Annotated in this window: 23 protein-coding genes; 14 read left to right on the forward strand and 9 right to left on the reverse strand. The window is 68.6% G+C overall.

Going from position 1 to position 20,392, the window contains the following annotated elements; all coding sequences use genetic code 11:
- Positions 1-13: 13 nt before the first annotated feature.
- Positions 14-469: an Rv1352/Rv1906c domain-containing protein gene (locus H7I57_RS22045; RefSeq protein WP_264026050.1), complete on the reverse strand. Its 456-nt coding sequence runs from the start codon at positions 467-469 to the stop codon at positions 14-16.
- 93 nt (positions 470-562) lie between these two features.
- Positions 563-967 (reverse strand): heme-binding protein, encoded by a 405-nt coding sequence (locus tag H7I57_RS22050; RefSeq protein WP_264026051.1) that lies wholly within the window; start codon positions 965-967, stop codon positions 563-565.
- A 389-nt stretch (positions 968-1,356) separates the two neighbouring features.
- On the opposite strand from H7I57_RS22050, the gene H7I57_RS22055 reads away from it, so the two are divergent.
- Together H7I57_RS22055 and H7I57_RS22060 are read left to right on the forward strand one after the other, a co-directional pair.
- Entirely contained in the window at positions 1,357-1,770 is a 414-nt protein-coding gene (locus H7I57_RS22055) for a VOC family protein (RefSeq protein WP_264026052.1), read from the forward strand.
- Positions 1,767-2,636 (forward strand): rhomboid family intramembrane serine protease, encoded by an 870-nt coding sequence (locus H7I57_RS22060; protein WP_264026053.1) that lies wholly within the window; start codon positions 1,767-1,769, stop codon positions 2,634-2,636. Before H7I57_RS22055 ends, H7I57_RS22060 begins: the two co-directional genes overlap by 4 nt.
- 6 nt (positions 2,637-2,642) lie before the next feature.
- Here H7I57_RS22060 and H7I57_RS22065 read toward each other — a convergent pair whose 3' ends face one another.
- Entirely contained in the window at positions 2,643-3,509 is an 867-nt protein-coding gene (locus H7I57_RS22065) for an LLM class F420-dependent oxidoreductase (protein WP_264026164.1), read from the reverse strand.
- 74 nt (positions 3,510-3,583) lie between these two features.
- On the opposite strand from H7I57_RS22065, the gene H7I57_RS22070 reads away from it, so the two are divergent.
- Complete coding sequence (locus tag H7I57_RS22070; RefSeq protein WP_264026054.1) at positions 3,584-4,297, forward strand: beta-phosphoglucomutase family hydrolase; 714 nt, start codon at positions 3,584-3,586, stop codon at positions 4,295-4,297.
- Positions 4,297-6,654: a glycoside hydrolase family 65 protein gene (locus tag H7I57_RS22075; RefSeq protein ID WP_264026165.1), complete on the forward strand. Its 2,358-nt coding sequence runs from the start codon at positions 4,297-4,299 to the stop codon at positions 6,652-6,654. The genes H7I57_RS22070 and H7I57_RS22075 overlap by 1 nt, the downstream gene beginning before the upstream one ends.
- An 8-nt stretch (positions 6,655-6,662) precedes the next feature.
- Here the strand turns inward: H7I57_RS22075 and H7I57_RS22080 are convergent, their stop codons facing one another.
- On the reverse strand, positions 6,663-7,820 hold the full coding sequence (locus H7I57_RS22080) for a GGDEF domain-containing protein (protein WP_264026055.1): 1,158 nt from the start codon (positions 7,818-7,820) through the stop codon (positions 6,663-6,665).
- Positions 7,821-7,997: 177 nt separating this feature from the next.
- On the opposite strand from H7I57_RS22080, the gene H7I57_RS22085 reads away from it, so the two are divergent.
- The 3 genes from H7I57_RS22085 to H7I57_RS22095 all read left to right on the forward strand — a co-directional run bounded on the left by H7I57_RS22085 (position 7,998) and on the right by H7I57_RS22095 (position 10,623).
- Complete coding sequence (locus H7I57_RS22085) at positions 7,998-8,876, forward strand: hypothetical protein (RefSeq protein WP_264026057.1); 879 nt, start codon at positions 7,998-8,000, stop codon at positions 8,874-8,876.
- Positions 8,877-8,974: 98 nt separating this feature from the next.
- Entirely contained in the window at positions 8,975-10,273 is a 1,299-nt protein-coding gene (locus tag H7I57_RS22090) for an MFS transporter (RefSeq protein ID WP_264026058.1), read from the forward strand.
- 44 nt (positions 10,274-10,317) lie between these two features.
- Positions 10,318-10,623, forward strand: coding sequence for a hypothetical protein (locus H7I57_RS22095; RefSeq protein ID WP_264026059.1), 306 nt, complete (start codon positions 10,318-10,320; stop codon positions 10,621-10,623).
- Between the two features lie 4 nt (positions 10,624-10,627).
- Here the strand turns inward: H7I57_RS22095 and H7I57_RS22100 are convergent, their stop codons facing one another.
- Entirely contained in the window at positions 10,628-10,966 is a 339-nt protein-coding gene (locus H7I57_RS22100) for an aminopeptidase (RefSeq protein WP_264026060.1), read from the reverse strand.
- A 102-nt stretch (positions 10,967-11,068) separates the two neighbouring features.
- On the opposite strand from H7I57_RS22100, the gene H7I57_RS22105 reads away from it, so the two are divergent.
- The gene (locus tag H7I57_RS22105; RefSeq protein WP_264026062.1) at positions 11,069-11,986 is read left to right on the forward strand and encodes a DMT family transporter; all 918 of its coding nucleotides are present in this window, start codon (positions 11,069-11,071) and stop codon (positions 11,984-11,986) included.
- On the opposite strand, the gene H7I57_RS22110 is transcribed toward H7I57_RS22105, so the two are convergent.
- On the reverse strand, positions 11,962-12,237 hold the full coding sequence (locus tag H7I57_RS22110; RefSeq protein WP_372510326.1) for a sigma factor-like helix-turn-helix DNA-binding protein: 276 nt from the start codon (positions 12,235-12,237) through the stop codon (positions 11,962-11,964). The two genes, H7I57_RS22105 and H7I57_RS22110, sit on opposite strands and share 25 nt — an antisense overlap.
- 579 nt (positions 12,238-12,816) lie before the next feature.
- On the opposite strand from H7I57_RS22110, the gene H7I57_RS22115 reads away from it, so the two are divergent.
- Together H7I57_RS22115 and H7I57_RS22120 are read left to right on the forward strand one after the other, a co-directional pair.
- Positions 12,817-13,329 carry a PE-PPE domain-containing protein gene (locus tag H7I57_RS22115; protein WP_443678340.1) on the forward strand — a complete coding sequence of 171 codons (513 nt, stop codon included), beginning with the start codon at positions 12,817-12,819 and terminating at the stop codon, positions 13,327-13,329.
- A 41-nt stretch (positions 13,330-13,370) separates the two neighbouring features.
- Positions 13,371-14,249 carry a PE-PPE domain-containing protein gene (locus H7I57_RS22120; protein ID WP_275081566.1) on the forward strand — a complete coding sequence of 293 codons (879 nt, stop codon included), beginning with the start codon at positions 13,371-13,373 and terminating at the stop codon, positions 14,247-14,249.
- A 266-nt stretch (positions 14,250-14,515) separates the two neighbouring features.
- Here the strand turns inward: H7I57_RS22120 and H7I57_RS22125 are convergent, their stop codons facing one another.
- Complete coding sequence (locus H7I57_RS22125; RefSeq protein ID WP_264026067.1) at positions 14,516-14,935, reverse strand: TIGR03668 family PPOX class F420-dependent oxidoreductase; 420 nt, start codon at positions 14,933-14,935, stop codon at positions 14,516-14,518.
- Positions 14,936-15,043: 108 nt separating this feature from the next.
- Here H7I57_RS22125 and H7I57_RS22130 point away from each other — a divergent pair, with 108 nt between their 5' ends.
- The 4 genes from H7I57_RS22130 to H7I57_RS22145 all read left to right on the forward strand — a co-directional run bounded on the left by H7I57_RS22130 (position 15,044) and on the right by H7I57_RS22145 (position 18,891).
- On the forward strand, positions 15,044-16,201 hold the full coding sequence (locus tag H7I57_RS22130) for an ABC transporter substrate-binding protein (RefSeq protein WP_264026068.1): 1,158 nt from the start codon (positions 15,044-15,046) through the stop codon (positions 16,199-16,201).
- Between the two features lies 1 nt (position 16,202).
- Positions 16,203-17,057 carry an ABC transporter permease gene (locus tag H7I57_RS22135; RefSeq protein WP_264026070.1) on the forward strand — a complete coding sequence of 285 codons (855 nt, stop codon included), beginning with the start codon at positions 16,203-16,205 and terminating at the stop codon, positions 17,055-17,057.
- 71 nt (positions 17,058-17,128) lie between these two features.
- A complete protein-coding gene (locus H7I57_RS22140; RefSeq protein ID WP_264026166.1) occupies positions 17,129-17,845 on the forward strand; it encodes an ABC transporter permease in 717 nt (238 codons plus the stop codon).
- Positions 17,842-18,891, forward strand: coding sequence for an ABC transporter ATP-binding protein (locus H7I57_RS22145; RefSeq protein WP_264026071.1), 1,050 nt, complete (start codon positions 17,842-17,844; stop codon positions 18,889-18,891). Before H7I57_RS22140 ends, H7I57_RS22145 begins: the two co-directional genes overlap by 4 nt.
- Positions 18,892-18,938: 47 nt before the next feature.
- Here the strand turns inward: H7I57_RS22145 and H7I57_RS22150 are convergent, their stop codons facing one another.
- Complete coding sequence (locus H7I57_RS22150) at positions 18,939-19,526, reverse strand: orotate phosphoribosyltransferase (RefSeq protein WP_264026072.1); 588 nt, start codon at positions 19,524-19,526, stop codon at positions 18,939-18,941.
- A 43-nt stretch (positions 19,527-19,569) separates the two neighbouring features.
- The gene (locus tag H7I57_RS22155; protein ID WP_264026073.1) at positions 19,570-20,382 is read right to left on the reverse strand and encodes a HugZ family pyridoxamine 5'-phosphate oxidase; all 813 of its coding nucleotides are present in this window, start codon (positions 20,380-20,382) and stop codon (positions 19,570-19,572) included.
- Between the last annotated feature and the right edge of the window lie 10 nt (positions 20,383-20,392).

The following is a 20,392-nucleotide window of genomic DNA, read 5'->3' on the forward strand; positions in this document are numbered from 1 at the left end:
CTGCCACCGTCGGTCAGCGGGGACCTCCTGAGAGCATGCCACGACCGATGATCCCGGTCAGCTGTCCCAGCAGATCGCCGGGTCCGGGCTGGGGCGGCGGGGGCATGTTGGTGAGCTGCCACGCCTGGCAGGAAGTCGTGGTGAAGGTGGTGTCGGTCGGCAGGATCTGGACGAATGCCGGCTTCTTGGTGAGCGCGTTGTCGACCATCTCCTCGCCGGCTGTGCGTTTCCAGTAGCAGGCGCCGTCGTCGATCGGGCCCGCGGACTGGTAGCTGCCCGGCGCGATGTCGGTGCCGACGGCGTAGGAGCCGTCGGCGTCGATGGTGGTCTTGAGGGCCGCCGGCGCCTCTGCGGGTGCGGGACCCGGCGGCGGTGGTGCGGGCTCAGGCTGCGCGTGGGCCGTCGGGAGCGCCGCCCACCACGCTGTCAGCAGAACCGCGGCCACCGCGGCTGTTCTCGTCGGCCTCATAGAAAGCCAGTCTAAGTGCCGCGGGCCGCAGACAGAACCCGCCGCCGCGGCGCTGGGCCGCGGCGGCGGGATCGTCGTGTCTTCGCTGGTCGGTCAGCCGGCCATGAACAGGTCGTAGGCCGACGCCAGCTCACCGGGAAGCACGGTCACGTTGCAGGTGCGCTGTACGTCACCGAGCGGTGCCAGGATGCCGCGCAGCTCGTAGTACTCGCTGCTGTTCGCGGTGAAGTAACCACGCAGGTTGGCCTCGGCATCCGGCCGCGGCTGGTTCATCGCCGCCGTGACGGCCTGATTGGCACCGGGATGGGTGTCGAGATACTGACGCGCGGAACCCGTGACCGAACTGACGGTGCCGGAGAGCGCGCTGGCACTGCACTGCTCGGCCGGGGCCGCGATCGCCGCAGGCGCGGCCATCGTTGCTGCGGCCACGCCCCCGAACAGACAAGCCGCTCCGATGCCGGCCACATTCCGGCGCATGGTGCTACCACTGAAATTCATGATCGATTTGGTCCTTCGCATTGTGAATGGGTGTCTTGCATCCCCGCCCGAATCCAAGATAACCGCGATCAGAAGTGCCCAAACCCGGCCCATGATCGCGAAAGCGTAAGTGGGAGAACGTTACATCCACACGGGGTGACATTCGCCTCAGTAATCACGATCAACGCCGAATTCGACCGCCTTTCCGCCGCGCAAATGTGCCAATTCTCAGAATTTGCCGGGAACCCTTAAATGATCGTGATCTGCGACGTGACCCAATCGTTATGGGTGATTGTATCGTTGTGGGCGATTGGTGTCGGGAGCACCGAACGCACCGCGGAAAACACGCGATGTCCGCGAGGCGATCGTCGGGGACGCCCCCGCGACGGATCCGCCGGCGCGCTAGCGTGGTGGCCGTGAAGCTGGACCTGCTCATGCCGGGCATCGAGGTAGGGCTCGTCACCACCGATCTCGACGCGATGGTGGCGTTCTACGAGGATTTCCTCGAACTCGAGCCACAGGGTGACATCGAGTTCGACGGCGGCTCCCAACGGCGCTACTCGCTGGGGGGAAGCGTGCTCAAGCTCGTCACCTACACCCCGCCGCCGCAGGCACCGGCCGCGCCGGGAGGCGGCCGCGCGCAGGCAGGTCTGCGGTACTTCACCATCGGGGTCAACGGGTTGCGCGCCGTCGCCGAAGCGTTCGAGGCCTCCGCGTACGACGTCGTGGAACCGCTCACCGAGTTCGCGCCGGTGCCGGGGATGGGCTGGATGTTCGTCGCCGACCCGGACGGCAACTGGATCGAACTGTTCGGGACCCTATGAGCTACCCCCAGCCGCCGGGCACGCCGCCGCAGACACCGACCTGCTATCGCCATCCCGATCGGCAGACCTACGTCCGCTGCACGCGCTGCAACCGGTTCATCTGCCCCGACTGCATGCACAGCGCCTCGGTGGGGCACCAGTGCGCAGACTGCGTCGGTGCGGCCGCCCGCACTGTGCGCCCGGTCACGACGCAGTTCGGGGCCCGGCAGACGCGATCCACCACCCCGATCGTCACCTACGTGCTGATCGGCATCAACCTGCTAATGTTCGCGCTGCAGTCGACGTCGGTCAGCCTGGAACGCGACCTCGTGCTGTGGCCGCCCGCAGTCGCCGACGGCGAGCTGTACCGGCTGCTGACGTCGGCGTTCCTGCACTACGGCCTGATGCACATCCTGTTCAACATGTGGGCGCTCTACGTCGTGGGCGCGCCGCTGGAGTTGGCGCTGGGCCGGCTGCGGTTCATCGCGTTGTACCTGCTCAGCGCTCTGGGCGGCTCCGTCCTGGTGTATCTGCTCTCGGAGCTGAACTCGGCCACCGCAGGCGCCTCCGGCGCGGTGTTCGGCCTGTTCGGCGCGATGTTCGTGGTGGGCCGCAAACTCAACATGGATGTCCGCGGGGTGATGCTGATCATCGGGCTGAACCTGGCGTTCACGTTCATCTTCCCGTTGATCAGCTCGCAGAACATCAGCTGGCAGGGCCACATCGGTGGGCTCGTCACCGGCGCCGCGGTCGCCGCCGCGTACGCGTACGCGCCGAGATCGCGGCGCAACCTGGTGCAGGCCGGCGCGACCGTCGCCGTGCTGGCGCTGTTCGTCGCGCTCATCTGGTGGCGCACTGCCGACCTGTGGGCGACGTACGTCGGCTGACCTCGGCTAACTCAACCCGGCGCCGACGGCTACCGACTCGAGCACCGCGAGATGGTCGTCGACCGTGCGCAGGCCGGCGCGCATCGTGTTCACCGACACGTGGGTGGCGCCGGAGGCGGCCCATTCGGCGATGTCGGCCACGGCGCGGTCGAGGTCGCGCTGCCAGTTGACGCGGCCCTCCATCCCGATCTGTGACGGGTCGCGTCCGGCCTCGCGCGCCGCGGCGTCGACGACGGAGTTGGCTTCTGCGAGCGCGGGACCCGGCTGCATCATCGGGAACCACCCATCGGCCAGCCGGCCGGCCCTGGCGTAGCCGCGCGGCGCCGCGGCGCCGATCCACAGCGGGATGGGGCGCTGCACGGGCAGCGGCGCGATACCGGCGCCGGTCACCCGGTGATACCGGCCCTCGAACGTGACCGAACGCTGCGTCCACAGCAGCCGCAGCAGCTCCAGCTGCTCCTCCGATCGCCTGCCGCGGTTGGTGAACTGCTCGCCGAGCGCCTCGTACTCGACGGCGTTCCAGCCCACCCCGATCCCGAACCGCAGCCGCCCGCCGCTGAGCATGTCGACCTCGGCAGCCTGCTTGGCCACCAGCACCGTCTGCCGCTGCGGAAGGATGATGACCCCGGTGACCAGCTCCAGCCTCGTCGTGACCGCGGCCAGGAAACCGAACATCACCAACGGCTCGTGAAACGTGGTGTCGATGTCGTACGGTCCCGACCAGCCCTGGTGCACGGCCGGATCGGCGCCGACCACGTGGTCGTAGGCGAGCACATGCGCGAACCCGAGTTCCTCGACCCGCTCGCCGTACGCGCGCACCGCACCCGGATCGCCGCCGAGTTCGGTCTGGGGAAACACCACGCCGATCCGCATGCCGATTCGCATATGTGGAGCAAACCATGGGTGTTCGGGCTTTCATTCCCAGCCCCTCGGGGTATTAGTGAGTGATGCTCGGCCTGCCCGATCGGATACGCGCGTGCCTGTTCGACCTCGATGGTGTGCTCACCGACACCGCCAGCGTGCACCGAACGGCGTGGAAGAAGATGTTCGACGAGTACCTGCGCGACCGAAGTGCGCAGCTCGGCGAGCCATTCGTGCCCTTCGACGCGGGCGCCGACTACGAGACCTACGTCGACGGAAAGCCGCGCGACGACGGGATCCGGTCGTTTCTCGGCAGCCGCGCCATCACCGGCGACGACGCCACGGTGGCCGACCTGGGCACCCGCAAGAACGAGACGTTCCGCCACCAGTTGCACACCGACGGGGTGACCGTGTTCGAGGGTTCCCGGCGCTACCTGCAGGCGGCCACCGACGCCGGGTTGCGGCGCGCGGTGGTGTCGTCGAGCGCGAACACCCGCGAGATCCTCGAGCTGACCGGGCTGGACATCTACATCGAGGAGCGGGTGGACGGGGTGACGCTGCGCACCGAGAAGATCGCGGGAAAGCCCGCCCCGGACTCGTTCCTGCGGGCCGCGCACCTGCTCGGCGTCGCGCCGGCCGAGGCGGCCGTGTTCGAGGACGCCCTGTCCGGCGTGGCCGCGGGACGGGCCGGCCACTTCGGCATCGTCGTCGGCGTCGACCGCGTGGGTCAGTCAGAAGCATTGCGGGACAACGGTGCCGACATCGTCGTCACCGACCTCGGGGAGTTGCTGTCGCCATGATGATCACCGACGAGGCTTTTCCCGTCGAACCGTGGCAGATCCGTGAGACTCAGCTGCGACTCGATCTGCTCCCGCAGACCGAGTCGCTGTTCGCGTTGTCCAACGGCCACATCGGGTTCCGGGGCAACCTCGACGAGGGCGAACCGTACGGCCTCCCCGGCACCTACCTCAACGGGTTCTACGAGGTCCGTCCGCTTCCGTACGCCGAGGCGGGGTACGGCTACCCCGAGGACGGGCAGTCCACCGTCGACGTCACCAACGGCAAGCTGATCCGGCTGCTGGTCGAGGACGAACCGTTCGACGTCCGGTACGGCGAGTTGCTCTCGCACGAAAGGACTCTCGACATGCGCGCGGGCACGCTCACCCGCGTCGCCGAGTGGCGATCGCCTGCGGGCAAGCGCATCAGGGTGCACTCCACCCGGCTGGTCTCGCTGGCGCAGCGGGGACTCGCCGCGATCGAGTACGAGGTGGAAGCGGTCGACGCCGTGCGCATCACGTTGCAGTCCGAGCTCGTCGCCAACGAGGACCAGCCACCGCCGTCGGGCGATCCCCGCGTCGCGGCGGTGCTGGTGAAGCCGCTCGAGCCGGTGCAGCACGAGGTGAGCGAACGCGGCGCGCTGCTGATGCACCGCACCAGGGGGACCGGGCTGACGGTCGCTGCGGCGATGGACCACGTCGTCGAGGCTCCCGGCCGGGCGGACATCAGCGGTGATGCCGGGGACGACTGGGCGCGGACCACCGTGGTGTGCGGCCTGAAAGCCGGTGAGCGGCTTCGCATCGTGAAGTACCTGGCCTACGGGTGGTCGAGCCTGAGGTCCCGGCCCGCGCTGCGCGACCAGGCAGCCGCCGCCATCGCCGGCGCGCGCTACAGCGGCTGGCAGGGCCTGCTCGACGCCCAGCGCGAGTACCTCGACGACTTCTGGGACAGCGCCGACGTCGAGGTCGAGGGCGACCCCGACTGCCAGCAGGCGGTGCGCTTCGGGCTGTTCCACGTCCTGCAGGCCAGCGCCCGCGCCGAGCGCCGCGCCATCGCGGGCAAGGGGCTCACCGGCACCGGCTATGACGGCCACGCCTTCTGGGACACCGAGGGTTACGTGCTGCCGGTGCTCACCTACACCGCACCCCGCGCCGCCGCCGACGCGCTGCGATGGCGGGCGTCGACGCTGGACATGGCACGCGCCCGCGCAGGTGAACTCGACCTGGCAGGCGCCGCCTTCCCGTGGCGCACCATCCACGGCGAGGAGTGCTCGGCGTACTGGCCCGCGGGCACCGCCGCCTTCCACGTGAACGCCACCATCGCGATGGCCGTCGAGCGGTACCGAGTGGTGACCGGCGACGACTCCCTCGAACAGGAGTGCGGTCTGGCGGTGCTCGTCGAGACGGCCCGGATGTGGCTGTCGCTCGGGCATCACGACCGGCACGGCGCCTGGCGCATCGACGGGGTGACGGGGCCCGACGAGTACACCGCGATCGTGCGCGACAACGTCTTCACGAACATGATGGCCGCGGCGAACCTGCGCATCGCGGCCGACGCGTGCACCCGCCATCCCGACGCCGCTGCGGAGATGGGGGTGGACACCGAGGAGACCGCGTGTTGGCGCGACGCCGCCGACGCGGTGCGCATCCCCTACGACGAGGAGCTGGGGGTGCATCCGCAGTGCGACGGGTTCACGACGCTGCGCGAGTGGGACTTCACCGCGAACACGCACTACCCGCTGCTGCTGCACGAACCCTATGTGCGGCTCTACCCCGCGCAGGTCATCAAGCAGGCCGACCTGGTGCTGGCGATGCACTGGCAGAGCCACGCGTTCACCCCGGAGGAGAAGGCCCGCAACGTCGACTACTACGAGCGGCGGATGACGCGCGATTCGTCGTTGTCCGCCTGCACGCAGGCGGTCATGTGTGCCGAGGTGGGTCATCTGGAGCTCGCCCACGACTACACCTACGAGGCCGCGATGATCGACCTGCGCGACCTGCACCGCAACACCGGCGACGGCCTGCACCTGGCGTCGCTCGCCGGGAGCTGGACGGCGCTCGTCGGTGGGTTCGGCGGGTTGCGCGACGACGAGGGCGTGCTGGCGCTGGACCCGCACCTCCCCCCGGCCATCACCCGGTTGCGATTCCGGTTGCGCTGGCGGGGTTTTCGGGTGACGGTCGAGGCCGACCACGACACGGTCACCTACACGTTGCGTGACGGCCCGCACGGGGTGCTCACCCTCCGCCACGCGGGTCAGCCCCTGGAGATCAACACCGACGAGCCGACGACGGTGGCGGTGAAGAGGCGGGAGCCGCTGATGGCGCGGCCGCAGCAGCCGCCGGGCCGCGAACCGCTGAGGCGCTCAGACGTTCGGGTTTGAGCCGATGATCACCGATGTTCTCGAACAGCGGTGCAGTCGCGGCCATTGGCCTTGGCGTCGTACAGCGCGCTGTCGGCCGCGTCCATCAAGTCGGGCAACGAGAACGGTGTCCTGGCTGTCGCGACGCCGAAGCTCGCCGTGAGCGACGCGCTGGCACCGTTGTAGGAGACGATCATCGCCGCGAGTCGGGCGCGAATCGACTCGGCGAAGGCAACCGCCTCCGCAGCCCCGACGTCGGGCGCGAGGACGGCGAACTCCTCGCCGCCGACGCGGGCGGTCACCTGGCCGATGTCCGGTGCAGTTCGGAGCACCTCGGCGAAGGATTCCAGCGCCACGTCTCCGCCGGCATGCCCGAGGCCGTCGTTTACTTCCTTGAAGAAGTCGAGATCGGCCAGTATCAGCGCACACGAGGTGGCGTCACGCAGGACAGTTCCCGCTCGTTCGGTGAAGCCCCGTCGGTTCAGCAGGCCGGTGAGTTGGTCGCAGTCCCTTTCGAATCGAAGGTCTTCGACGAGGTCGACGGCGCTCACCGCCAACAAGGCCACCACGGCCGTCGGAAGGACCACCGCGCTCACAACGGTGATGCCCACCACCGCGAGAGATCCGGCGATGGCGTCGATGTCGGCATCGGAGGTGAGGTCACGGGGGAGTTCCGACAGCACCGCCAGCACCACGTTCGCCAGCAGAGCGGCAGACAGCAACGCCGTGGCGCTCAGCGTGACCCGGTCGGTGAGGCGCGGCCGGGCGCTCGCCCGCAATCGGGCTGCCGTCCACATCAGCAACACGGCGATACCCAGGTTCTGGGTGATGATGCGACCGACGAGAAGCGGGGTCACATACGCGAAGTACCACACCAGCGCGGCCAGTACCACGACGACCGAGATCGCGGCGACGCGCCCGAGTCGCTGACCCGATCGGCGTAGCAGACCTTCGGCGAGCAGGACGAAACCGATCGGAAGCAGGATCCCATGTACCGATGACGTGAGCGCGACGCCCGCGTTGAGCGACAGGGCCACGTTCGCGGCGAAGCCGAACGCGATCATTCCCGCGTAACACAGTGTGTGAACGCGGCTCCGGTCGATTGCCCAGAGCACCACGAAACCCATTCCGACACCGATCAGCGTGAAGGATCCGAGATCGATCACCGCCAGCAGGCCGCGGCTCACCGCGCCGGTCCCGAACGCGATCGGGACGCCGACACGGCAACGGTTGTCCGGCCGGGCCGAACCTCACAGCGGCAGCGGCAGCGGCAGTCGCGCACGAGGCCAAGCCTTGCACAGAACAGAGCTGGGTAGATCAGCGTCGCGCAGGTCACCGACCGGAGGGCGGCGAGACCACCGGTTATGCCGCTGCTGACCGAGTTGTCGGCGATAGTGGTCATCGTGGCCGGCGACGGGGAATTCGCGCTCGATGACGCACTTGACGAGCTTTATGCCGCACGCCCGCAGGACTTCACCGCGCTGCGCACGCGGCTCGCCGCAGCGGCCAAGCGTGGCGGCGATGCCGCAGCGGCCAAACAGATCTCGGCCAGCCGCAAACCCACGACGGCGGCCTGGGTCGTCAACACCCTGGTGCGGGGCGGGACGGTCACCGAGCGGTTGACCGATCTGGGGTCGCGGTTGCGTGAGGCGCACGCCGCGATGGACGGCGAGACGATCCGGGCGCTGACCACCGAACAGCGCAAGCTCGTCGACGAACTCACTCGCGCCGCCTTCCGCGCCGCGGACCTGGCGAACCCATCGGCGGCCCTGCGTGACGACGTCGTCGCGACCCTGCAGGCCGCCATCGCCGACCCCGACGTCGCAGCCCGGCTGGGCCGGCTGACCAAGGCCGAACAATGGTCCGGATTCGGCGAATTCGGCTACACGGCAACGGTGTCCACGGCGACGAAGGGCAAGCCCGGCAAACGGCAGACCGTGGCGCCGCCTGTCGCCGACAAGCGCCCGTCGGACCGTGATCGTCTCAGGCAGCAGGCCCGGGCGGATGTGGCCGCGGCCGAGCGCGCCAAGGCCGAGGCCGACGCCGCACTCACCGAACTCCAGGCCGACCTGGCGGCCGCCCGGCTGCGCACCCAGGACGCCCGCCGCAGGCTGGCCGACGCCGAGCAGGCGTTGACGGCCGCCGAGGACGCCTACGAGGCCGCCAAGCAGGCCGGCCGCGAAGCAGGTGCCGCGGTCAAGTCCGCCAAACAGCGACTGAAGGAAACGAACGGCTCGGCGTAGGCCCGCTCCCGCGCCGCGATATGTTGCTCTGGCACCGTCCCCGCGACCGTGCGATAAGCGAATTACTCAGCGGCCCGCTTAATTTCGGGAGAAGCGACATGCAATCAGACATCCGCAGAGCGATCACCGGTGCGTCCATCGGCAACGCGGTGGAGTGGTTCGACTTCGCCATCTACGGGTTCCTCGCGACCTTCATCGCCGCCCATTTCTTCCCGGCCGGGAACGACACCGCGGCACTGCTGAACACGTTCGCGATCTTCGCCGCGGCGTTCTTCATGCGCCCCCTCGGCGGATTCTTCTTCGGTCCCCTGGGAGACCGCATCGGCCGCCAGAAGGTGCTGGCCCTGGTGATCCTGCTGATGTCGGGCGCCACGCTGTGCATCGGCCTGCTTCCGACCTACGACGCCATCGGCGTGGCCGCCCCGCTGCTGCTGTTGTTGTTCCGCTGTCTGCAGGGCTTCTCCGCGGGAGGGGAGTACGGCGGTGGGGCCGTCTATCTCGCCGAGTACGCCACCGATGCGCGCCGCGGCGTGACGATCACGTTCATGGCGTGGTCGGGGGTGCTCGGCTTCCTGATCGGTTCGGTGACGGTCACCCTGCTGCAGGCGCTGCTTCCCGCCGAGGCGATGGAGAGCTACGGCTGGCGGATACCGTTCCTGATGGCGGCGCCGCTGGGCCTCGTCGGCCTCTACATCAGGCTGCGCCTGGCCGACACACCGCACTTCACCGCGCTCGACGAGGCCGAGCAGACCTCGGACTCACCGCTGCGGGAGGCGGTCTCGACGTCATGGCGGCAGGTCATCCAGGTAATCGGCCTGTTCATCGTCTTCAATATCGGCTACTACATCGTATTCACCTTCCTGCCAACGTATTTCATCAAGACGCTGCAATTCTCGAAGACCGACGCCTTCCTGTCGATCACGCTGGCCTGCCTGGTGGCGCTGATCCTGATCCTGCCGCTGGCGGTGCTGTCGGACCGGGTCGGGCGAAGGCCGATGCTGATCGGCGGCGCCGTCGCTTTCGCGGTGCTGGGCTATCTGCTGTTCCTGCTGCTGAACACCGGCTCACTCGTCGCCGCGATCGTGGCGCACTGCCTGCTGGCCGCCATCGAATCGGTGTACATCTCGGCCGCGGTGTCGGCCGGCGTCGAGATGTTCGCCACCCGCGTCCGGTTCAGCGGCTTCTCCATCGGCTACAACGTGTGCGTGGCGTTGTTCGGGGGCACGACGCCGTACGTGGTCACCTGGTTGACCGCCAACACCGGCAACGCGATCGCGCCCGCGTACTACCTGGTGACCGCCGCGGTCATCTCACTGGCGGCGGTGCTGACCCTTCGCGAGTCGGCGGGAAGGCCGCTGCAACAGGTGGGGGCCGGGGTCGAGACGCGACTAGGGTGATCCGCAGAGGTCAGCTCGAACGGGAGGCAAGGAGAGCCCCGGAGATGAAGGTTCAGGTACTGCCCTACGTCACCGTCGAGGTCGACGATCGGGTGCGGCGCAGGCTGCGCATCGCGGGAGAGCGGTTACGGGTCAACCTGCGCGCCTACCTGCGCAGCGCGGCCGACGACGTCGACACCGTGGTTGACACCGCAGGCGACCGCGTGCGCGGGATGTGTGACCGCGCCGTGAACCGGGTCGATTCCGTGGTGGCAGGGGTCAACGACAAGATCGGGGCCGACTGCGAGACCGCGCCGACCGACGCCCCGTCACGGCCGCACCTTCGGGTCGTCGGGCGCGAGGCGAGCTGACCGGTCAGGTCGAGACCCGGCCGGACCTGCCGCCGACGAAGAACGATCCGGCGAGCAGCACCAGCCCCACGACCGCGACCGGGATCGCCCACGTGCGCCGCGACGACAGCGCGGACTCACACTCGGCGACGTAATCGGTGTGCGGCACGATCTCGTTGAGCACCGGAAGGTTGGCCAGGTTCCCGCTGTCGGCTTCGCGGGCCTCCGACAGGTCGGCGGCGATGCCGTTGCCGCACCCGATGCTGGCATCGGGCCCCGGCACCGAGACCGGCATCAGTAGCCCGATGACACCCACCAACAGGACCGCCACACCGGCGAGCATGATCAACCGTCGCAGATTCATGATCACGGGAATGCCCAGTTCCCGAGAGCTGAAACAAGATCGACGGAATCGCGAGACCAGGCCGAATGGGCGCATCGCCGGTGAGTGTGTTGTCCTAGTCCGGTGATCGACCATGGTCTGACGGTGCTGCTGGCGCTGCTCGCCGCGGTCTTCCTGGCCGTCGGCATCGTGGTGCGCCAGCGCGCCACCCTCGACGTACCCGCTGAGTACGGGGTCAGCCCCGTGATGTTCCGGACGCTGGTCCGCAGACCGCTGTGGTGGGCAGGCACCGGGTCCGCGTTGGCCGGCTTCGTGTTCCAGGCCCTTGCGCTGGCGAACGGATCGCTGCTGCTGGTGCAGCCCATTCTGGTCTCGGCGCTGCTGTTCGCGCTGCCGCTCAGTGCCCGGCTCGCCCACCGGCGGGTGACCCGCGGTGAATGGGGGTGGGCCGTGCTGCTGACCCTGTCACTGGCGGTGTTCGTGGTGCTGGCCAAGGCGCGCCCGGGCGACTACGAGGCGTCGCTGACCACCTCGGCCGTCGTCGCGGTGGTGTGCACGGCCGCGGTGTCGGCGTGCGTGATCGTCGCGACCCGGGTGCTCGGGTGGGGCCGCGCAGTGCTGCTGGCCGTCGCAGTGGGGGTGCTGTTCGGAGTCGTCGCGGTGCTCACCAAGCTCGTCATGCACCTGCTGACCCACGAGGGCCTGACCGCGGTGCTGATGACCCCCGTGCTGTACCTGATGGTGGTGCTGGGTGTGGTGGCGATGCTGCTGCAACAGTCGGCGTTCCACGCGGGCTCGCTGCAGACCTCGGTGCCCACCATGTTGGTGCTCGAGCCGGTGATCGCGGTGCTTCTCGGCGCGGTCGTCCTCGGCGAGCACCTGGACGTGGGGCGGTGGGACGCCGTCGCGATCGCCATCGCCACGCTGGTGATGGCGGCGGGCACCATCGCGCTGGGCCGCGACGAAGGCGCCTACGAGGAGCAGATCGGGGCCGCGGTGACCCCCAGCCCGGTGGGTCAGGCGGCTTCGCGCAGCGAATAGCCCCGGTCCCTGGCGACGGTGGACAGCGCGCGGCGCAGCTGCCTGCGGCCCCGGAACACCCGGGACATCACGGTGCCGATCGGGACCTCCGTCATCGCGGCGATCTCGCCGTCCGTGCGCCCCTCGAGGTCCGCGTCGTAGACCGCGACGCGGAACGCCTCGGGGAGCGCGCCATTCGCGTCGACGACGGGGTGTCGATCAGGAGACCGAACGCCGCTACGCGATTCAGGCGAACCGAACGCCTGATCCAAGTGGATTCACCTGTCCCGACTGACTGACCGCCGGCATGCCCTTCGTACGGTCCAAGATGCCGGCGCCGCACACAGCAGACCCCTGACCAGATCGTTGCCAAATTGCCTCGTTTCGACCTCGGCGCTGTGGGTTCGGCTTGCTGAAAATGCCGCTTGATGCGGCTCGCCGCTAGCCGATGCCATCAGAGCAGGATGACCTCCGACTTGGGGTCCAACGTCCCTGTTGATGACTTCACTGGTGGGAGCAGCATGGGAAACGGCTCGGGACGAGGACCTACAGGAGTTACGAAGGTGATGATTATGCCTATGGGTAGGCAATCGGCACGACTCATGTTTGCCGCCTGCTCGACGGGCGCACTCGTCTTCGCTGGGCCGGCGTTTGCCGCTGATCCAGTTGGGGACTGCACGTCGTGTACCAACGGGGTTACCGGATTGCTGGTCGGGGGGCAGGGCAGCTACGCCGTGCTCACCGAAGAGCAAATGTCGACGGCGTTCGGCGGGTACTTCGCGTGTACCAACGGGGTTACCGGATTGCTGGTCGGGGGGCAGGGCAGCTACGCCGTGCTCACCGAAGAGCAAATGTCGACGGCGTTCGGCGGGTACTTCGCCCCGTACGACCAGAGGATCAGCGTTCCCTTCCCAGGCGATGCTGAGTTCGATGAATCCATTCCGGTGGGTTCNACCAACCTGTACAACGCGGTCTACGCGCAGCCGGCCGGAACCGTGATGACCATCGGCGGGGTGTCCAAGGGGGCGCCGTCGGTGATCTATGCGCTGAAGCGCAACCTGTACAACGCGGTCTACGCGCAGCCGGCCGGAACCGTGATGACCATCGGCGGGGTGTCCAAGGGGGCGCCGTCGGTGATCTATGCGCTGAAGCGCTTGGAGGCCGATCGAGAGAACACCACCGATGGGTTGACGCCCCCCGATCCCGATCACATGAACGTGATNATCTACGGCTCACCGAGCCGGGTGTACTACNCGCTGGTGAGCTATCGTCCGACCCTTCCGGTCACGCCCTACGACGTGGTCATGGTGTCGGCGGAATACGACGGGGTCGCCGACTTCCCTGACAATCCGTTGCGCTGGTGAGCTATCGTCCGACCCTTCCGGTCACGCCCTACGACGTGGTCATGGTGTCGGCGGAATACGACGGGGTCGCCGACTTCCCTGACAATCCGTTCAACCTCCTNGCGGTGCTGAACGCCTATGAAGGTGGGGACATGCNGCATGTGGACGCGGCGTTCAACACCGACTTCGCGACCGATCCGGTGCACTACAAGGTGGTGACCAATGCGGATGGCGGCACGGTGACCTACATCGTGNTCCCCTACGACGATCCGATTCTGCCGCTGCTGTATCCGAGGCTGGACGCTGGTGGTGATCCGGTGGCATTGGCGAAGCTGAGCGCGTTCCTGAAGCCGATCATCGACTCGGCGTACAAGCGCAACCGCGTCTTCCAGAGGAAGGACGCTGGTGGTGATCCGGTGGCATTGGCGAAGCTGAGCGCGTTCCTGAAGCCGATCATCGACTCGGCGTACAAGCGCAACCGCGTCTTCCAGAGGAACAAGTGGAGCGACGGGATCGTCAACATTCCGCTACCGGCAGCGGCAACGCCGCCGCCGCCGGTGACGCCGCCGCCGCCGGTGACGCTGGTGCCGACGGTGACGTCTTCGCCGGTGGAGGAGCCGTCAGCCCAGCAGCTGGTGCCCTCCCCCACCGACACCGTCAGGGAGCAGGCGCTCAAACCAGAGGTGAAGCGGGAGAACCGGCATGTGTGGAAGAAGTTTTTCCACAGAGAGGGCGATTCGCCCAACATCGGAAAGCATCGGAAGGGCGAGGCCCAGACGGCGACCGAGTCCACGACGACGTCGAACACCGCTGACACGACCTCGAGCGACACGACGTCGAACACCGCTGACACGACCTCGAGCGACACGACGTCGAACACCGCTGACACGACCTCGAGCGACACGACGTCGAACAACTCGGGCGATACAACTGCAGACTGAAGTGATGGGGTCCGCGCGCCAGCGGTAATACGGCTGCGGCGAGCGTGAGTACCCGGCACGTCACCGCCACGGCGATCCCGTCGGGGCGAGCCCCCTTGCGAGCGGGTCGAGCCTTCTCCCGGCAGATTGGCCTGTGACAAGTACGGCAGCAGCCCGTCGCAGGACTTCGTTCTCCTGCTCGAGCAGCTTGATCCGACGCCGCGCATCCCGCAGCTCCTGCACTCGCCAGTGCCCTTGCCCGTCCAACCCCAACGCCGGAGTTCGGGTCAACCCCCGTGCCAGGACGCCCAGTGACCAAGCTCCACGGTGATGACCGGGCCGTCGAGCGCGAGTCGCTCGTATTGGGCGTACTTGGCCCGCAGCAGCGCGTAGCCCGCGGCCATCTCCACCCCGCCGTGGTGAACGGCCGCGACGCCGTCGGCGCGCACCCACCACAACTTCGACCAGTCGTCGTCGTAGTGCTCGACCAGAACGCTCACCACCGGGTTGCGCTCGATGTTGCGCAACCGGCGCAGCCGCCGGGTCGTCTTCGGCTTGGCGTCGACCGCGGTGTAGAGCCTGTCGCTGCGACCGTCGGGCACCGCGAAAACCACCGGCACCAGATGCGGCGCACCGTCGCCTCCGGTTGTGCCCAACACGGCCACGGGGGCGGCGGCGAATGCGGCCGCAGCATCGAAATTCGGCATTGCTCCAGGGTATGGTTCCAACGGCTCGCTGAATTCGTTCACCGTGGAGTCGCGGCGCGGCAACCACCGGGCTACCACTCAGCCTCCTGCCCATCGGAAGGTTCGGCCATGATCATTTCGCGGAACACCTCACCGCTGTCCAGAGTCGCCAAAGTCTTGACCTGTGCGGCGTCCGCGCTGCTCGTCACGGCCGCGGTGGCGTGCGCACCCCCCGAGAAGGACGACTCGGGCGCCGAGACGTCCTCGGGAGTCAAGGCCGCCGAGGCCACCTCCGCGCAGGATTTCGGCGGCATGGAGGGCCTCGTCGAGGCCGCGAAGGGTGAGGGTGAGCTCAATGTGATTGCGCTGCCCCCGGATTGGGCCAACTACGGGGTGATCATCAAGGCCTTCGCGGACAAGTACGGCATCAAGGTCAACTCGGCGCAGCCCGATGCGTCCAGCCAGGACGAGATCAACGCGGCCAACCAGCAGAAGGGCCGCGGCAGCGCACCCGACGTCTTCGACCTCGGTCAGTCCGTGGCGCTGGCGAACACCGCGATGTTCGCGCCGTACAAGGTGGAGACCTTCGACGACATCCCGGCCGCGTTCAAGGACGCCGACGGCACCTGGGTCAACGACTACGGCGGCTACATGTCGATCGGCTTCGACTCCGCCAAGGTGCCACCGGTCACCAGCGTGGACGATCTCCTCAAGCCCGAATACCAGGGCAAGGTGGCGCTCAACGGCGACCCGACCCAGGCGGGCGCGGCGTTCTCCGGCGTGCTGATGGTCGCGCTGTCCCAGGGCGGTTCGGTCGACGACATCGCCCCCGGCGTCGAGTTCTTCCGCAAGCTGAAGCAGGCGGGCAATTTCCTGCCGGTCGACCCGACACCGGCCACCATCGAATCCGGGCAGACGCCGGTGGTGATCGACTGGAACTACACCAACGCCAGCGAGACCAAGAAACTGCCCAGCTGGCAGGTCATGGTGCCGCCGGACTTCGCCGTGGCCGGCTACTACTACCAGGCGATCAACAAGGACGCGCCGCATCCCGCGGCCGCCCGGCTGTGGCAGGAGTTCCTCTACAGCGACGAGGGCCAGAACCTGTTCGCCCAGGGCGGGGTACGCCCCGTGCGGGCCGACAACATGATCGCCGACGGCACGCTCGAGGAGGCCGTCGCCGCCGCGATGCCGGTCGTCGACGGACCGGTGACCGTGCCGACGCCCGAGCAGACCGAGGCCGCCTCGAAGTACCTCGCGGACAACTGGGCCGCTGCGATTGGCTGACATGCCCGGGGCCGCGCGCAGGGTCCGGGAGGCACTGCCGCTGCTGCCGTTCCTGACCGTCGTCGTCATCTTCCTGGTCATCCCGACGGTCACCGTCATCGTGAGCTCGGTGTACGCCGACGGTGTCTTCTCGCTGGACCGGATCGCGGCGCTGTTCACCGGCACGGCGCTGTCGGCGCTGGCCGACAGCGTGCTGCTGTCGGGCGCGACCGCGCTCCTCGGGGCGGTGTTCGGGGCGGTGCTCGCCTGGCTGATCGTCAGCAGCCCGCCCACCTCGATGGTGCGCCGCGCGGTCCTGTCGCTGTGCAGCGTTCTCGCCCAGTTCGGCGGCGTCGCACTGGCTTTCGCGTTCCTGGCCACCGTGGGGCTCAACGGGGTGCTGACGCTGTGGATGCAGCAGCTGTTCGGGTGGAACCTGGCAGCCTCGGGCTGGCTGTACAGCCTGAGCGGGCTGATCCTGGTCTACACGTACTTCCAGATCCCGCTCATGGTCATCGTGTTCATCCCGGCACTCGAGGGGCTGCGTGAGCAGTGGCGCGAGGCGGCGGTCAGCCTCGGCGCGTCGACGTGGGCCTACTGGCGCGAGGTGGCGATCCCGCTGCTGACCCCGGCGTTCCTCGGGTCGGCGTTGTTGTTGTTCGCCAACGCGTTCGCCGCCTACGCCACCGCCGCGGCGCTGGTCAGCCAGGGAAGCCCGATCCTGCCGCTGTTGATCCGCGCGTCGCTGGTCAGCGAGGTGGTGCTGGGGCAGGAGGGCTTCGCCTACGCGCTGGCGCTGGAGATGATCGTCGTGGTCGCCGTGGTGATGCTCGCCTACAACCTGTTGGTGCGGCGCAGCGCCAGGTGGCTGTCGTGAGGGCCGCCAATGTGGTCCGCGGGGCACTGTGGGTCGTGTTCGGCCTGTTCTTCCTCTTTCCGCTGTATGCCATGGCCGACTTCTCCACCCGCAACCTCATCGCGGGCGGGCGCACCGGGCAGGCGTGGGCCAACCTGGTCACCGACCAGGCTCTCTACCAGGCGATCGTGGTGTCGCTGCTGCTCGCCGTGTGCACCGTCGTGGCGATGCTGGTGCTGCTGGTGCCGACGATGATCTGGGTGCGGTTGCGCGCCCCGTGGGCCAGGGGCCTGGTGGAGTTTCTCTGCCTGCTGCCTCTGACCATCCCGGCGCTGGTGATCGTCGTCGGACTGCGCAACGTCTACCTGTGGGTGACCTACCTGCTGGGTGACTCCGCGCTGACGCTGACGTTCGTGTACGTCGTGGTGGTGCTGCCGTTCGCCTACCGCGCCCTCGACGCGGCCCTGGCGGCCATCGACCTGCAGACGCTGTCGGAAGCCGCCCGCTCGCTCGGGGCAGGCTGGACCGCGACGATCATGCGGGTGGTGGTCCCCAACATCTGGTCGGGAATCCTGTCGGCGGCGTTCATCTCGATCGCGGTGGTGCTCGGCGAGTACACCATCGCCTCGCTGAGCGGCTACGAGACCCTGCAGGTCCAGATCGTGTTGATCGGCAAGAGCGACGGCCCGACGTCGGTGGCGGCCTCGCTGGCCACCCTGCTGTTCGGGTTCGCGTTGCTGCTGGTCCTGTCGTTGGTCACCCGGGGGCGCCGGCGCGCCCGCACTCTGAAGCCAGGAGTAACCGTATGAGCCGCAACACTTCCGGCGTGGCCGTGGCACTCGACGACCTCACCCGCGTGTACGGCACCACGAAAGCGCTCGACGGTCTCACGCTGCACATCGAGCCGGGGGAACTGGTGGCGCTGCTGGGGCCATCGGGGTGCGGCAAGACCACCGCGCTGAGAATCCTCGCAGGCCTCGACGAGGCGACCTCGGGGACGGTGTCGGTCGGCGGCGTCGATGTCAGCAGGGTGCCCGCCAACAAGCGGGACATGGGCATGGTGTTCCAGGCCTACAGCCTGTTCCCGCACCTGACTGTGCTCGACAACGTGGCCTTCGGCCTGAAGATGCGGGGAAAGGCCAAGGGCGACCGTTCATCTCGTGCCGCCGAGATGCTGGAGCTCGTCGGGTTGGCGGCGCACAGCGACAAGTACGCCTCCGAGCTGTCCGGCGGTCAGCAGCAGCGGGTGGCGTTGGCCCGCGCGTTGGCGATCCAGCCGCGGGTGCTGCTTCTCGACGAGCCGCTGTCGGCGCTGGACGCCAAAGTCCGCACACAGCTGCGCGACGAGATCCGGCGCGTCCAGCTCGAGGTGGGCACGACGACGCTGTTCGTCACCCACGACCAGGAGGAGGCGCTGGCCGTCGCCGACCGCGTCGGGGTGATGAGCCAGGGCAGACTCGACCAACTCGCCGCTCCCGCCGACGTCTACGCGAACCCCGCCACGCCGTTCGTCGCGGATTTCGTGGGACTGAACAACAAAGTGCCCGCACAGGTTTCCGGCGGCCGCGCGTCCCTGCTCGGTGTCACGGTGCCGGCACTGCCCGGTTCCGTCGCCTCCGGTGCCGGCATCGCGATGGTGCGGCCGGAAGCCGTCACCGTCACCGCGGATCCGGCCGGCGCGGCGAGGGTCGTCGCGGTGTCGTTCCTCGGGGCCATCTCGCGGGTGAGCGTGACGGTGGCCGACGGCTCCACGATCAGCGCCCAGACGGCCGGCTCGGCCGCGCGGACGTTCGCACCGGGCGACCCGGTGACCGTCGGCGTCGAACCGGGCGGCGTCCTCGTCGTCGCTGAGTGAATCCGGCGCGTAAACCGACCGTCTCCGCGTCGCTCAACGCGCCCGATTCACACGTCGTGGACGGGTTCGATGCCCAGGTCGCGGTAGGTCACCAACGCGTGGAACGGCACGCCGTGCTGCGCGAACCGCCGCGCGGCGATGTCCCCACGGTCCACCATCGGGATCACCCCGGTGGCCACCGCACCGACCGCCTTCACCCGATCCAGCGCGATCTCGGTGGACCCTCCGGTGCTGATGACGTCGTCGACCAGCAGCACCCTGGTGCCGGGCTGCAGCCGGGTGCCCTCGATCCACTGCTCGCGCCCGCGCGACTTCTGCTCCTTGCGCACCGAGAACCAGGCCTTGCCGGTCACCATCGCGACACCGTGCGCCAGCGGATCGGCACCCATCGTGAGGCCGCCCACCGCGTCGAACTCGATGCCGTTGGCCGCGGCCAGGTCAGCGACCGCGCGGCTGACGACGGCCAGCCGTTCACCGGTGTCGACGGCGTACTTGCCGTCGATGTAGTCATGGCTGAGCTGGCCGCTGGCCAACCGGAACGGTTCGTCGCGACGCTCGTGGCCCCGCGTGCGGATCAGGTCGAATGCCGCCTGCCAGGTGTCCGGTCGGTCAGCAGACGAGGGCTCAGCAGTCATACCGGCGATCGTATTGCACCGGGGCTCCCGGCCGCGTCCCGAGTCAGCCCTGGCGTGCCCGTCGCACCAACTCCACTGCGGCCGAACGCAATTCGTCGACGGAGTCGATCGGCTCGGCGTACCCGATGCGGGTGTAGGCCATTCCCCGGTCGGTGGTCAGCCGAAGATCCAGACCGTATCGGTCGGCGCCCGTGCAGACGGCGGCGGTGGTATCGGGGTAGCCGCCGAGGGTTCTCGCCATCGTCACCAGCGATTCGGCGTGGTCGTCGTTGAGGTGCGCGACAGCGCCCGCCGACACCGGCGTCACGGGATCGGCCTGCGCCTCCGCGTACTCCCGGCCGCTGGTCGAGTCCATGCGTCCGTAACCGCCGACCCAGCGCACGCGTTCCACCCGCAGCACCCACAGCGAGAAGTCGCTGTAGTCGATGTAGTACTTCGCGGCGGCCACCGCCGACAGGTGCGCCTCGCGGGCGGCGGCGCGTTCGGCCCCCTCGGGTTCGGCGACGTGCCCGGCCAGCGTGATGCGACCGCTGGCCAGCGGGTCGGTCTCGCTGCTCGGCGCGACGATCGCGATGCTGGCCCGCCGGTCCCCGGCCAGGTTGCGGCCGTGCTCGGCGAGGTTCGACACGCACAGCACCGGCGCGCCGCCGAGCAGGCCGTAGGTGACGAACGAGGCCCACGGGTCGCCCTCCGACGTCAGCGAGGCCAGCGTGCCGGTGTTGGTCGACGCGGCGATGGTGCGCGCTTCCTCGGCCGCCGACGGGCGAACCGCGTTCACCGGTGGGGTCAGTGGGGGCGGCACCGTGGGTGCGTCCCCGGGATCGCCATGGTCGCGTGTCGAGCCGCCGGAGGTCACGTCGGCACGA

Source organism: Mycolicibacterium pyrenivorans, assembly GCF_025821625.1.
Classification (GTDB): domain Bacteria; phylum Actinomycetota; class Actinomycetes; order Mycobacteriales; family Mycobacteriaceae; genus Mycobacterium; species Mycobacterium pyrenivorans.

Bases quoted from the DNA above. Each gene is read 5' to 3' on its own strand.
- H7I57_RS22125 (WP_264026067.1), bottom strand. From the start codon at position 14,935: ATGCCGAATTTCGATGCTGCGGCCGCATTCGCCGCCGCCCCCGTGGCC.
- H7I57_RS22085 (WP_264026057.1), top strand. From the start codon at position 7,998: ATGCCGCTGCTGACCGAGTTGTCGGCGATAGTGGTCATCGTGGCCGGC.
- H7I57_RS22070 (WP_264026054.1), top strand. From the start codon at position 3,584: ATGCTCGGCCTGCCCGATCGGATACGCGCGTGCCTGTTCGACCTCGAT.
- H7I57_RS22045 (WP_264026050.1), bottom strand. From the start codon at position 469: ATGAGGCCGACGAGAACAGCCGCGGTGGCCGCGGTTCTGCTGACAGCG.
- H7I57_RS22145 (WP_264026071.1), top strand. From the start codon at position 17,842: ATGAGCCGCAACACTTCCGGCGTGGCCGTGGCACTCGACGACCTCACC.
- H7I57_RS22140 (WP_264026166.1), top strand. From the start codon at position 17,129: ATGGCCGACTTCTCCACCCGCAACCTCATCGCGGGCGGGCGCACCGGG.
- H7I57_RS22050 (WP_264026051.1), bottom strand. From the start codon at position 967: ATGAATTTCAGTGGTAGCACCATGCGCCGGAATGTGGCCGGCATCGGA.
- H7I57_RS22100 (WP_264026060.1), bottom strand. From the start codon at position 10,966: ATGAATCTGCGACGGTTGATCATGCTCGCCGGTGTGGCGGTCCTGTTG.
- H7I57_RS22075 (WP_264026165.1), top strand. From the start codon at position 4,297: ATGATCACCGACGAGGCTTTTCCCGTCGAACCGTGGCAGATCCGTGAG.
- H7I57_RS22090 (WP_264026058.1), top strand. From the start codon at position 8,975: ATGCAATCAGACATCCGCAGAGCGATCACCGGTGCGTCCATCGGCAAC.
- H7I57_RS22130 (WP_264026068.1), top strand. From the start codon at position 15,044: ATGATCATTTCGCGGAACACCTCACCGCTGTCCAGAGTCGCCAAAGTC.
- H7I57_RS22095 (WP_264026059.1), top strand. From the start codon at position 10,318: ATGAAGGTTCAGGTACTGCCCTACGTCACCGTCGAGGTCGACGATCGG.
- H7I57_RS22065 (WP_264026164.1), bottom strand. From the start codon at position 3,509: ATGCGGATCGGCGTGGTGTTTCCCCAGACCGAACTCGGCGGCGATCCG.
- H7I57_RS22150 (WP_264026072.1), bottom strand. From the start codon at position 19,526: ATGACTGCTGAGCCCTCGTCTGCTGACCGACCGGACACCTGGCAGGCG.
- H7I57_RS22135 (WP_264026070.1), top strand. From the start codon at position 16,203: ATGCCCGGGGCCGCGCGCAGGGTCCGGGAGGCACTGCCGCTGCTGCCG.
- H7I57_RS22060 (WP_264026053.1), top strand. From the start codon at position 1,767: ATGAGCTACCCCCAGCCGCCGGGCACGCCGCCGCAGACACCGACCTGC.